This is a genomic window from Parasynechococcus sp. (genome assembly GCF_045559935.1).
Lineage (GTDB): Bacteria > Cyanobacteriota > Cyanobacteriia > PCC-6307 > Cyanobiaceae > Parasynechococcus.
In genome coordinates this window covers 54,537-66,040 of sequence record NZ_JBJLJL010000007.1, presented here as the reverse complement: position 1 = coordinate 66,040, position 11,504 = coordinate 54,537, and the positions used below count along the sequence as shown (strand labels likewise).

The window sequence follows — 11,504 nt, the reverse complement described above, 5'->3', positions numbered from 1 at the left end:
CATCGGCTTTGCGTGATGCTTCAAGATTGGAGCCTGTTGGAATTGTGTTCGACAGGCTTGTTGTTGTGCAAAGCAAGCTTTGTCAAAAAGCTTGCTTTGCTTCGCATCGGCTCAGCGGCGATCCAGGAGCAGTCGTCGAATCACGCGTTGGGCGATGTCGCCGTACCCCATTTCGCCGGAGAGGATCTGGGCGATCCGTCTCGGCGCTGTTGGCCGTTTGATGCCCAGTTGGTACCCAACACCCGGGAACCGGTAGAAGACCTGGGCAATCCTCCGGCCCCAGGCCATGGATTCTCCCCAGCGCACGCGCATCGCCTGGCTGTAGCCCTTCAGGTTCTGTTGTTCCCCCTTCAGCCATCCGTCCAAGTGACGGGCCGCTTCGCATCCGCTCATCAGGGCTGGTCGCAGGCCTTCGGCCAGGAAGGGATCGCACAGCGAAGCCGCATCTCCCACGACCACCACGCCATCACCATCGAGGCGGTGGTGCCCGTTCCACACCCGAAGCTGTCCTCTCTGACGGATGCCGGCATCCTGTTCGAATCCCAGATCGGGCAGCAGTCGGCTCAGCACGGCATCGGGGTCGGCCTCCTGCCTTCCCACAAAGCTGCCGACACCGATGTTCACCCCGCCTGCAAGAGGGAAGGCCCAGGCAAATCCCTGCTTCACGAGACCGAATTCAAAACGGGTCGAGCCGTTCTGCAGCGTTCCCTGGCCTTCCAACCTCACCGACATGGTGCTCGCTGTCTGCACCTGACGGGCTCCGAGACCCAGTTGCTGCGGCCATGGCGATCCTGATCCGTCGGCGATCACCAGAGCCCGGCTGCGCCAGCTGCGCCCGTCGTCTGCTTCCACCTCCCAGGTGTCCTCCGCTTTCCTCACTTCACTGACGTTCACCGTCAGAGACCGTTCTCCGCCGGATCGGATGGCCTGCTCCGCCAGCAGCTCATCCAGCCGTTCCCGCCGCACGATCCAGAAGGGTGCCTCTCCGGGAAGCTCGGCGACGACAGGGTCCTCCAGGCACCAGCTGAAATCGACCCGTCGGATGACCTGCTCCACGGCAGGTTCCAGGGAGAAAGGGAACCATTGCTGAACAGCAGCAGCCATGCCGCCGCCGCAGGGCTTGATGCGCCGATGCGCATCTTTCTCAAGGATGAGGACATCGTGCCCGGCTGCGGCCAGATGGGCTGCAGCGGCTCCACCGGCTGCACCGGACCCGATGATCAGGACATCACGGATCCGCCTGTCGGATCGGCTCACACCTTGAGGATGTCGGCTTCCTTCTCCGCCAGGTGCTTTTCCAGCTCGGCGATGAACTTGTCCAGGGTTTTCTGAACGCTCTCCTGCTCATCACGGCTCTGGTCTTCCGAGAAGTCGCCTTCCTTCTCCTGCTTCTTGATCTTGTCGATCGCGTCGCGTCGCAGGTTGCGCAGTGCCACCTTGCCTTCCTCGGCGTATTTGGAGGCCAGCTTGCAGAATTCCTTGCGACGCTCCTCCGTCAACGGCGGCACGTTGATGCGAATGATCTTGCCGTCGTTGTTGGGAGTGAACCCCAGTTCACTCATGGCGATCGCCTTCTCGATCGACGCAAGGGCACTGAGGTCGAACGGCTGGATCTGAATGGTCTGGGAGTCTGGTGTGGACAGGGTTGCCAGGGACTTCAGCGGCGTCTCGGCGCCGTAGTACTCGACACTCACCCGGTCCAGCAGCGAGGAGTTGGCACGCCCTGTGCGGATGGTGTTGAAGTTGCGCTGGGTGGCTTCCACCGACTTGCGCATGCTGGCTTCGAGGTCCTTGGTCGACATGTCTGGAGGATTGGGTTCTGACGGATTCAGGCAGGATTGCCGATGCGGGATCCGATCGGCTCACCGGCGACAGCTCTGCCGATGTTGCCAGGTTCGAAGAGGTTGAACACAACGATCGGAATGTTGTTGTCCTTGCACAAGGCGATGGCGGTGCTGTCCATCACGGCCAGTTCCCCGCTGAGCACCTGTTGGAAGGTGAGGTGCTCGTGCTTGACCGCATCGGCGTGCTTGGCCGGATCTTTGTCGTAGACCCCGTCCACCTTGGTGGCCTTGAACACCACGTCGGCGTTGATCTCGGCGGCCCGGAGGGCTGCCGTCGTATCGGTGGTGAAAAAGGGGTTTCCGCAGCCGGCTCCGAACACCACCACCCGGCCTTTCTCCAGGTGTCGCATCGCCTTGCGGCGGATGTAAGGCTCGGCGACTTCCTGCATGGCGATTGCCGTCTGCACCCGGGTGGGCACACCAGCCCGCTCCAGTCCGTCCTGCAGGGTGATGGCGTTCATCACCGTGGCCAGCATGCCGACGTAGTCGGCCGTGGCGCGCTCCATGCCGGCTGCTGAACCCTTGAGACCACGGAAGATGTTCCCTCCTCCGACGACGATCGCCAGCTCGGTTCCTCCGGCCACCACCTGCGCCACATCGGAGGCGATCGATTGAACGATGGCGGGGTCAATGCCGTATCCCTGAGATCCCATCAGGGCTTCGCCGCTGAGTTTCAGCAGGACGCGTGCGTAGGCCATCAACGGTCCGGATCCCGCTGACAGTAGCAAGTACTGGCCAAACGCTCCGTCCGTCGCTTGGATGGATGAACCGAGAGCAGGTGATGGCCGAAACCGAAGCCAGCCACAGCGGAGTGATGGCCCGCCTCACCCTGTCGGCTCTGGAGCGTGCCAGTCGGGATCCCTCCTGCTGGCGGGATCCGATCGTTCACCGTGCCCTGCTTGTGAGCGGTCTTTCCGTGCTCACCGAAGCCACACGGCGCCTGAACGAGGATCTTGACTCCGCCGCCTGAGCGGATCAGTACTCGATGCCGGCCTGTGCCTTCACGCCCTGTTCGCGGAACGGGTGATGCACAAGCGTCATTTCGGTGACCAGATCGGCCCGTTCGATCAGTTCCTCGGGGGCTCCGCGGCCCGTCAGCGCCACATGGGTGAGTTCGGGACGTTCGTCCAGTCCCGCCAGCACGGTCTGAACGCTGATGTAGCCCAGTTTCAGAGCCACGTTGATCTCGTCGAGCACCACAAGCTTGATGGCGGCATCGCGCAGGTAACCCAGAGCCGTTTGCCAGGCCTCCCCCACCAGTTGCTGGTCCCGTTCGCGGTTCTGGGTCTCCCAGGTGAAGCCCTCCCCAAGGGCATGCCAGCAGACCTGATCGCCGAAGGTCCGCAGCGCGCGGGCTTCCCCGGGTTCCCAGCCACCTTTGATGAACTGCACCACCGCCACGCGCTCGCCGTGGCCGAGAGTCCGCAGCACCAGCCCAAGGGCTGCACTGGTCTTGCCCTTGCCATGGCCGGTGAACACCAGCACCAGCCCCTTTTCCCTGTTGCGTTCCTCCACGCGCTGGCGCTGCACCTGCTGGCGCCGCTCCATGCGTTTGCGATACCCGGCGTCATCGGTTTCCGGAGCCAAGTGGCCTCCCATGCCCAGTTCGGAGGCTTTGCTGTCCAGGTCGGAGTGGGTCATCAGGTTTCAGGTGGAGGGCCGCTGGGCCGTGATCCGTTGCAGGGCGTTCCCTGCCAGAAGCTCCTGCTTCACATCGGTGAAGCCGAGTTGCCGCAGCTGGCAAGGCAGGTCGTCCTCCAGCATGGCGGTGGCGGTGTCGGTTTCGAACAGAGCGCAGAACAGCTGTTGCGGCAACCGCAGCCACGGCCCTGCCGGATGCAGATCCACCAGCACCAACCAGCCGCCGGGCTCCAGCAGCTGCAGGCTGCGGCTCAGCACCCGCTCCCGATCGGGCCGGGGGAATTCGTGCAAAGCCACGCTCAGTTGAAGCGCTGCGAACTGGCCGTCCGGCAGAGGAGGATCCTCCGCCAGGCCTTCCACCCGCGTCATCGCCGGGTGGCGTTCGGCCGCAAGGTCCAGTGCACGGGGGGAGATGTCGAGCCCGGTCACCGCAAATCCAGCCGCCAGCCAGGGGGCGGCCGCTTCGCCGCTGCCGCAGCAGAGATCCAGCACGGCAGCGCCGGTTGGAAGCCGATCCCGAAGCACGTCCAGCCCCAGGCTTCGCAGGCGTTCCACGCCTCCCACGCTCAGCGACGACACGGCTGTGACCGTGTCGTAGATCCAACGGTGGCGGTAGGCCAGGGGCCGCAGAAAAGAACTCATCAGATGATCAAGCGTGTTGCCGGGCCAGGGCCGCATCCACCGCCTGCTGCTGGTCGCGGCGGGTGATCCAGTGGTGATAGGTGCGGGTGTGAATGGCCACCGAGTGGCCCATCATCCTGGCGGCGACGGTGTCCGGCAGGCCGATGTGGATCGTGCGCACCGCCCAGGCATGCCGCAGGTCGTAGGGGGTGATCGGCAGTTGATAACGGCGGAACTGTTCGCTCACACGGCGGCCCACCTGCTGGAGCGTTGTGCGCCGCAGATCCGTGCAGATCGCGGGCAGTGCGTCAGAGGTGTCACCCAGCTGTCGCAGCCCGAAGCGTTCCACCCAGTCCGGCTGAAAGGGCCACACCTGGTGTTCGCCGGTCTTTGTGGTGGGCAGCACCCGGATCACCTGATCGCCCCCCTCTGCCAGCGGGCTGAGGTCAGAGAAGAACACTTCATGGTTCCGCAGGCCGTAGGTGGCCATCAGTCCGTAGGCCAGCCGCCAGCGTGGGTTTGGGATGCGCAGGACCCCCTCGAGGATCTGAGCGTCCGTGGGTAACCGCCGGAACCGGGCCTGATGCAGGCCATACCCGGCAGCCTCCTGGCGCCAGTCCTGGGGCAGATCGATCATCAGATGGGCTGCCAGGGCGGCCAGTGCCGTGGCGCATTGCTGTCGACTGCGGCTGCCATCCCCGTAGCTGGAGAGGGTTTCCGTGAGTCGCTGAGCCGTGATGCCTCCGTCGCCACAGAGGGGCAGCAGCCGTCTCAGATAGGGGCGATAGGCGCTGGTCCAGGTGGTTCGGCTTCCCGCCGGAGAACGGCGGCGTCGCGGATCGGCGAAGAAGGCCCGTTCGAAGTCCTCGATGGCGTCGCCGGCTGGGCGACGCGAGCTGCCCTCCACTGAACTGGAGCGCCAGTCATCCCATCGGAACTGCCCCCGATCCAGTTGTCGCTGAACGATCAGCAGGGTCTGCTCGGCCTCCACCAGTCCCTGACGGTCCGCGCTGAGCCCGAGGCTGATGCGCTGGATTCTGCTGTCACCCGGATCGTGACGATCCGGTAAGGGACCTCTCAGATTCAGACGTTGTCCCCGTTGCTCCAGTCGCAGGCGCGTCCCCTGATGCGCCAGGCGCTGATTGAGCTCCTCCAGCGCGCAGCGCAGATCCATGGCAGGGGCGTCGGCGACCCACCATGACGTTCACGCGGGCTACTCTCAACCCCCATGGTTCCTCTATTGACCGAATGTCCCGCGTCGGCGTCGTCCTGCTGAACCTCGGGGGCCCGGAGCGGATTCAGGATGTCGGTCCCTTTCTCTACAACCTGTTCGCTGACCCGGAGATCATCCGGCTACCAAGCCCTGCGCTGCAGAAGCCACTGGCTTGGTTGATCAGCACCCTGCGCAGCGGCAAATCCCAGGAGGCTTACCGCTCCATCGGCGGAGGCTCTCCGCTGCGTCGGATCACCGAGCAGCAGGCCCGCGAACTGCAGAGTCTTCTGCGTCAGCGCGGCATCGATGCCACGAGTTATGTGGCCATGCGCTACTGGCATCCCTTCACCGAGTCGGCGGTGGCCGACATCAAGGCGGACGGGATGGATCAGGTGGTGGTGCTGCCCCTGTATCCCCACTTCTCGATCAGCACCAGCGGGTCGAGTTTCCGGGAACTGCAGCGGCTGCGACAGGACGACAACGCGTTCAGGAAGCTGCCGATCCGTTGCATCCGCAGCTGGTTCGATCATCCCGGCTATGTGCAGGCGATGGCCGAGCTGATCGCCGAGGAGGTTCGCAACAGTGACGACCCCCAGCAGGCCCACGTCTTCTTCAGTGCCCACGGGGTTCCGAAGAGTTACGTCGAAGAGGCCGGCGACCCGTACCAGCAGGAGATCGAGGCCTGCACGGCTCTGATCATGTCCAGGTTGGCGGAGCTCATGGGGCACCCCAATCCCCACACACTCGCCTACCAGAGCCGTGTGGGCCCTGTGGAGTGGCTCAAGCCCTACACCGAGGAGGCGCTGGAGGAGCTCGGCGAAGCCAAGGTGAATGACCTGGTGGTCGTTCCCATCAGCTTTGTCAGCGAGCACATCGAAACGCTTGAGGAGATCGATATTGAGTACCGGGAACTGGCCACGGAAGCCGGTGTGGTCAATTTCCGGAGGGTGAGGGCTCTCGACACCTATCCCCCCTTCATCGAGGGCCTGGCGGATCTGGTCACCACCAGCCTCGACGGACCGGAGGTCAGTCTTGATGCCGCTGCTGAGCTGCCCACCAAGGTGAAGCTTTATCCCCAGGAGAAGTGGGAGTGGGGTTGGAACAACAGTTCCGAAGTCTGGAACGGTCGCCTGGCGATGCTGGGCTTCTCGGCCTTTCTGCTGGAGCTGATCAGCGGTCATGGCCCCCTGCATGCCCTCGGCCTGCTGTAGGGCCCTGATTCACCCGTCGGCCCTTAATCTGGAGGGTCAACCGCGCCGGTGACTCCGTGACCCTCACGTCCGCCTCCACGGCTGTTGACGGAACCGCATCCAACGCTCTGGCCCGTCGGACCACCGGGGCGGAAGCGTTGATGGATGCCCTGCGCCGGCACGGGGTCGACACGATCTTCGGCTATCCGGGCGGAGCCATCCTCCCCATTTACGACGCTCTGCACATCGCCGAGAGCGAGGGATGGGTCAGGCACATCCTGGTGCGCCATGAGCAGGCGGGAACCCATGCGGCCGATGCCTACGCACGGGCCACCGGAAAGGTCGGTGTCTGTTTCGGTACCTCAGGCCCCGGTGCGACCAACCTCGTCACCGGTATCGCCACGGCCCAGATGGATTCCGTGCCGATGGTGGTGATCACCGGTCAGGTGCCCCGCCCGGCCATCGGCACGGATGCCTTTCAGGAAACCGATATCTTCGGGATCACGCTCCCGATCGTGAAGCATTCCTGGGTGGTGCGTGATCCTGCCGATCTTGGCGCGATCGTCGCCCAGGCTTTTCTGATCGCTGCCAGCGGCCGTCCAGGCCCGGTGCTGATCGATGTGCCCAAGGATGTGGGCCAGGAGCACTTCGACTACGTGCCGGTCGAACCCGGGTCCGTCGTGCCGCCAGGCTTTCGCCAGCCCCTGCCACCGGAGGATGACGCCATCCATGCCGCTCTCGGTCTGATCCGGGATGCTCAGCGCCCTTTGCTCTACGTCGGCGGCGGGGCGATCTCGGCGGCGGCTCACGACAGCCTCAAGGTGCTGGCGGATCGGTTCCAGCTGCCGGTCACCACCACGCTGATGGGCAAGGGAGCCTTCGATGAGAACGACCCCCTTTCCGTCGGCATGCTCGGCATGCACGGCACGGCCTACGCCAACTTCGCCGTCACCGAATGCGACCTGCTGATCGCGGTCGGAGCCCGTTTCGATGACCGGGTCACCGGCAAGCTCGACACCTTCGCGCCCCGGGCCCGGGTGGTGCACTTCGAGATCGATCCTGCGGAAGTCGGCAAGAACCGGCAGGCCGAGGTGGCGGTGCTCGGAGATCTGGGCCTGAGTCTGGCGCGTCTGGTGGAACTGAGCCTTCAGCATCCCGCCGAGCCCCGCACCACCGCATGGCTCGCCCGCATCGCCTCCTGGAAGGAGCGCTATCCCCTCACCATCCCTCCGGCAGAGGGTGAGATCTATCCGCAGGAGGTGCTGCTGAAGGTGCGTGACCTGGCTCCACAGGCCATCGTCACCACCGACGTGGGTCAGCACCAGATGTGGGCGGCTCAATACCTCCGCAACGGACCGCGGGGCTGGATCAGCAGTGCCGGTCTCGGCACCATGGGATTCGGCATGCCGGCGGCGATGGGAGCCCAGGTGGCCTGTCCCGACCAGCAGGTGATCTGCATCGCCGGCGATGCCAGCATCCTGATGAACATTCAGGAGCTGGGAACCCTCGCGGCCTACGGCCTGCCGGTGAAGGTGGTGATCGTGAACAACCACTGGCAGGGGATGGTGCGCCAGTGGCAGGAGAGTTTCTACGGGGAGCGGTATTCGGCATCGGACATGCTCAACGGCATGCCTGACTTCATCGCCCTCGCGCGTTCCTTCGGGGTTGATGGCGTGAAGATCACCAGTCGTGATCAGTTGCATGGTGAGCTTCAGCAGGCTCTGAACACACCCGCACCGATGCTGATCGATGTGCACGTGCGGCGAGGAGAGAACTGTTATCCGATGGTTCCCCCCGGCAAGAGCAACGCTCAGATGGTCGGGCTGCCCGCCCATCCGGAACTGGCCATGGACACAACCCGGAACTGCCCTGCCTGCGGAGCCACCACAGCCCACGAGCACCTGTTCTGTCCCCAGTGCGGGGCTTCGCTGTGATCCGTCCTGTCCTGATCATCCTTGTTCTGTTGGGGATCGCCGTTTCCCCGGCGTCGGCTGCTGAAGTCCTGCAGGTCCGCACGCCGTCCCTGCTTCAGGTCGGCGATCGCAACCGCACCTACACGGTGGAACTGCCTTGTCTCACGGTTCCGGAAGGGGGCGACGCTGCCGCGGTGTCCTGGTTGCGGGAGCGGCTGCCCCGGCGTCGCAGGGTCAATCTGCGTCCGGTGGGATCACGGGACGGACAGCTGCTGGCTCGGGTGACGCCGATCGGGGAAACCGTGGACCTCAGCACCGGGCTGGTGAATGCCGGTCTTGCCCAGTCGAGTTGTCCAGGGGATCCAGCCTGAGATGGCCGACAATCGCGTTGCCCGGGGCATTGTTCTGGTCCCCTGTCTGCTGCTGGGCGGTGCCTTCCTGGCAACGGCTGTTTGGGGGCAGGGGGTGGCTGCGGAGAACCGCCCCCTGGCCGCTGCTCTCGGGCTGGGGCTGTTGCTGGCGGGTGTTCTGGCCCAGTGGCGTGTCTCTGAAGCACCGCAGACACCCCCGGACGCGGCCGACGACTCTCCTTAGCGTGACGATGCTGCGACTGAGCGAACTGCGTCTGCCGCTGGAGCATGGTTCGAATGATCTGCAGGAGGCGGTGCTGCGCCGTCTGCGGATTCCACCGGATCAGCTGCTGGAGCAGAGGCTGGTCAAGCGCAGCATCGATGCCCGGCGTCGGGATCGCATCCAGGTGATCTACAGCGTGGATGTCGCGGTCCGCAGTGAAGCGGCGGTGCTGCGACGTCACAGAGGCAACCCGCGCATCCGCACCGCGCCTGACACCCGATACCGCATGGTGGCAAAGGCCCCGCCGGCCTTTCCGGTCAGTCCCGAGCAGCGACCGGTGGTCGTGGGAGCGGGCCCCTGCGGTTATTTCGCAGCCTTGCTGCTGGCGCAGATGGGATTCCGGCCGCTCCTGCTCGAGCGGGGACAACCGGTCAAGCAGCGCACCCTTCAGACCTTCGGCTTCTGGCGTGGGCGGCTGGCGTTCGATCCGGAATCCAATGCCCAGTTCGGCGAGGGGGGTGCCGGCACCTTCTCCGACGGCAAGCTCTACAGCCAGGTGAGCGACCCGGAGCATTACGGCCGCAAGGTGCTGGAGGAACTGGTGGCCAGCGGCGCCAGCGATGAGATCCTCACGCTGCACCGGCCGCACATCGGCACCTTCAAACTGGCCACGGTGGTGCGGGGACTGCGGGCAAGGATCGAGGCCCTCGGGGGTGAAGTGCGCTTCGCCAGCCGTGTCGATCAGTTGCTGCTGGAGTCCGGTGACACGGAGAAACCTCAGCAGCTGGCTGGGATCCGTCTGGCGGACGGACGCCGGATTGCCTGCCGGCACCTGGTGCTGGCACCCGGCCATTCAGCCCGGGACTGTTTCGCGATGCTGGATGGTGTTGGTGTGCAACTGGAGCGGAAGCCCTTCTCGGTGGGCCTGCGCATCGAGCACCCTCAACCGCTGATCGATCAGGCCCGCTGGGGGGAGATGGCGGGTCACCCCAAGCTCGGGGCCGCCGAATACAAACTGGTGCATCACGCCGGCAACGGCCGTTGCGTCTACAGCTTCTGCATGTGCCCCGGCGGTTTCGTGGTGGGCGCCACCTCCGAGGCCGGCCGTGTGGTGACCAATGGCATGAGTCAGCATTCGCGAAACGAGCGCAATGCCAACAGCGGTCTCGTGGTGAATCTGGAGCCTGAAGACCTCGAGCCGTATTCCCGCAAACCCGACGACCCCCTTGCCGGGGTGGCTCTGCAGAGAGATCTCGAGGAACGGGCCTTCCGCCTCGGAGGAGGCAGTTATGCCGCTCCAGCCCAGCGTCTGGAGGATTTCCTGGCGAGGCGGGCCTCCGGCAGCCTCGGGAGCATCACCGCGTCGTATCAACCCGGCGTCACACCCTCGGATCTCAGCACCGTTCTGCCGGAGCCGATCATCGAGGCCCTCAGGGAAGCTCTGCCGGCATTTGCGAAGCGTCTGCCGGGCTATGACCACCCCGATGCGGTGCTCACCGGCGTGGAGACCCGCACCTCCTCCCCAGTGCGCATTCCGCGCGACGGGCGGCTGGAGTCGCTCAACACCCGCGGGCTGGTTCCTGCTGGAGAGGGGGCTGGATATGCGGGCGGCATCCTCTCGGCAGGCATTGACGGCATCCGCGCTGCCGAGGCCGTGGCCCGTCAGCTGGTGGGGGAGGCGTCTCCCGATGCGGCCTGAGCGACGATGCCGCTCCACTGCACCGCCTTCACCTGATCGCGACGCCAGGAATGGAACAGCTCGGGTTCCCCGACGGTGCAGAGCGGGCAGAGGGCGATCCGCTCGGTCGTGATCCCTTCGTTCAGAAGCTGAAGCCGGGCGGCCCGTCGGATGTCCAGACGGTGACGTCCGGCCTCGGCGTCCTGCTGAAGTGCGCCGTCCCGCTGCAGAACCTCCTGATCGGAGCTTGGGTCTCCGGGCTCTGCTGACAGGGCGAGTCCGACGGCATCCACCACCTCCTGCCCCACCTGATAACGGGCGCCGCTCACGGCGGGACCCAGCGCCACCAACAGATCACGTCGTTGGGCCCCGCGCTGTTCCAGCCGCAGGATCGCCTCCGGCAGAATCCGCGCGGCCACGCCCCGCCAGCCGGCATGACAGGCGGCGGCATGACCAGTGGTGGGGTCGGCGATCAGCGCCGGGGTGCAGTCGGCACCGCAGACCCAGAGACTCTGGCCGCCACGGTCACTCACCAGTCCATCCGCATCCGGCCAGGGGGCCTGGATGGCATCACTCGCGTCCAGGACGATTCCGCTGTGAATCTGCTGCGGCCGGTGCACACTCACGCCGGCACTGAGATAACCAGCCAGTTCATCCGGTCCGCGGCCCTGCCAGCGGCGGGTGAAGAATCCGTGTTCGAACCCCTGATCCGACAGCAGATCCGACTGCAGGTAGTACCCGCCGTAGCAACCGATCCAGGTCCAGGACGGGAGGGTGTTGAATTCGCTGTCGGGGCGCGCGAAGGGATCGCGTTCTGACATGTCAGCGCGG

Annotated in this window: 13 protein-coding genes; 6 read left to right on the top strand and 7 right to left on the bottom strand. The window is 65.2% G+C overall.

The annotated features are described in order from the left end of the window. Positions 1-111: 111 nt before the first annotated feature. From ACJ0G7_RS03670 to pyrH, 3 genes are read right to left on the bottom strand one after another with little or no spacing between them, the layout of a single operon-like run. Complete coding sequence (locus ACJ0G7_RS03670) at positions 112-1,257, bottom strand: NAD(P)/FAD-dependent oxidoreductase (RefSeq protein ID WP_407395224.1); 1,146 nt, start codon at positions 1,255-1,257, stop codon at positions 112-114. Beyond that, positions 1,254-1,802 (bottom strand): ribosome recycling factor, encoded by a 549-nt coding sequence (gene frr / locus ACJ0G7_RS03665; protein WP_043695668.1) that lies wholly within the window; start codon positions 1,800-1,802, stop codon positions 1,254-1,256. The genes ACJ0G7_RS03670 and frr overlap by 4 nt, the downstream gene beginning before the upstream one ends. Before the next feature lie 26 nt (positions 1,803-1,828). Beyond that, positions 1,829-2,542, bottom strand: coding sequence for a UMP kinase (pyrH, locus tag ACJ0G7_RS03660; RefSeq protein WP_043695670.1), 714 nt, complete (start codon positions 2,540-2,542; stop codon positions 1,829-1,831). An 83-nt stretch (positions 2,543-2,625) separates the two neighbouring features. On the opposite strand from pyrH, the gene ACJ0G7_RS03655 reads away from it, so the two are divergent. Next, entirely contained in the window at positions 2,626-2,814 is a 189-nt protein-coding gene (locus ACJ0G7_RS03655; protein ID WP_043695673.1) for a hypothetical protein, read from the top strand. 5 nt (positions 2,815-2,819) lie between these two features. On the opposite strand, the gene cobO is transcribed toward ACJ0G7_RS03655, so the two are convergent. Genes cobO through ACJ0G7_RS03640 form a run of 3 tightly spaced genes read right to left on the bottom strand, consistent with a single transcriptional unit; the run spans position 2,820 to position 5,280 of the window. After that, positions 2,820-3,485 carry a cob(I)yrinic acid a,c-diamide adenosyltransferase gene (gene cobO, locus ACJ0G7_RS03650; protein ID WP_407395223.1) on the bottom strand — a complete coding sequence of 222 codons (666 nt, stop codon included), beginning with the start codon at positions 3,483-3,485 and terminating at the stop codon, positions 2,820-2,822. A 6-nt stretch (positions 3,486-3,491) separates the two neighbouring features. Continuing rightward, a complete protein-coding gene (locus ACJ0G7_RS03645) occupies positions 3,492-4,127 on the bottom strand; it encodes a class I SAM-dependent methyltransferase (protein WP_407395222.1) in 636 nt (211 codons plus the stop codon). A 7-nt stretch (positions 4,128-4,134) separates the two neighbouring features. Then, entirely contained in the window at positions 4,135-5,280 is a 1,146-nt protein-coding gene (locus ACJ0G7_RS03640; protein ID WP_407395221.1) for a site-specific integrase, read from the bottom strand. Positions 5,281-5,354: 74 nt separating this feature from the next. Between ACJ0G7_RS03640 and hemH the strand changes: the two genes are divergently transcribed. Genes hemH through ACJ0G7_RS03615 form a run of 5 tightly spaced genes read left to right on the top strand, consistent with a single transcriptional unit; the run spans position 5,355 to position 10,694 of the window. Beyond that, complete coding sequence (gene hemH / locus ACJ0G7_RS03635; RefSeq protein ID WP_043695682.1) at positions 5,355-6,530, top strand: ferrochelatase; 1,176 nt, start codon at positions 5,355-5,357, stop codon at positions 6,528-6,530. Positions 6,531-6,586: 56 nt separating this feature from the next. Then, positions 6,587-8,443, top strand: coding sequence for a biosynthetic-type acetolactate synthase large subunit (ilvB, locus tag ACJ0G7_RS03630; protein WP_043695688.1), 1,857 nt, complete (start codon positions 6,587-6,589; stop codon positions 8,441-8,443). A gap of 29 nt (positions 8,444-8,472) precedes the next feature. After that, on the top strand, positions 8,473-8,793 hold the full coding sequence (locus tag ACJ0G7_RS03625) for a nuclease (protein WP_253912763.1): 321 nt from the start codon (positions 8,473-8,475) through the stop codon (positions 8,791-8,793). A gap of 1 nt (position 8,794) precedes the next feature. Continuing rightward, positions 8,795-9,016, top strand: a complete 222-nt coding sequence (locus ACJ0G7_RS03620; protein WP_043695691.1) for a GIVxVP protein — start codon at positions 8,795-8,797, stop codon at positions 9,014-9,016. A gap of 7 nt (positions 9,017-9,023) precedes the next feature. After that, positions 9,024-10,694 carry an NAD(P)/FAD-dependent oxidoreductase gene (locus tag ACJ0G7_RS03615; protein ID WP_407395284.1) on the top strand — a complete coding sequence of 557 codons (1,671 nt, stop codon included), beginning with the start codon at positions 9,024-9,026 and terminating at the stop codon, positions 10,692-10,694. Here ACJ0G7_RS03615 and pgeF read toward each other — a convergent pair. Further along, a complete protein-coding gene (gene pgeF / locus ACJ0G7_RS03610) occupies positions 10,658-11,494 on the bottom strand; it encodes a peptidoglycan editing factor PgeF (RefSeq protein WP_407395220.1) in 837 nt (278 codons plus the stop codon). The two genes, ACJ0G7_RS03615 and pgeF, sit on opposite strands and share 37 nt — an antisense overlap. Between the last annotated feature and the right edge of the window lie 10 nt (positions 11,495-11,504).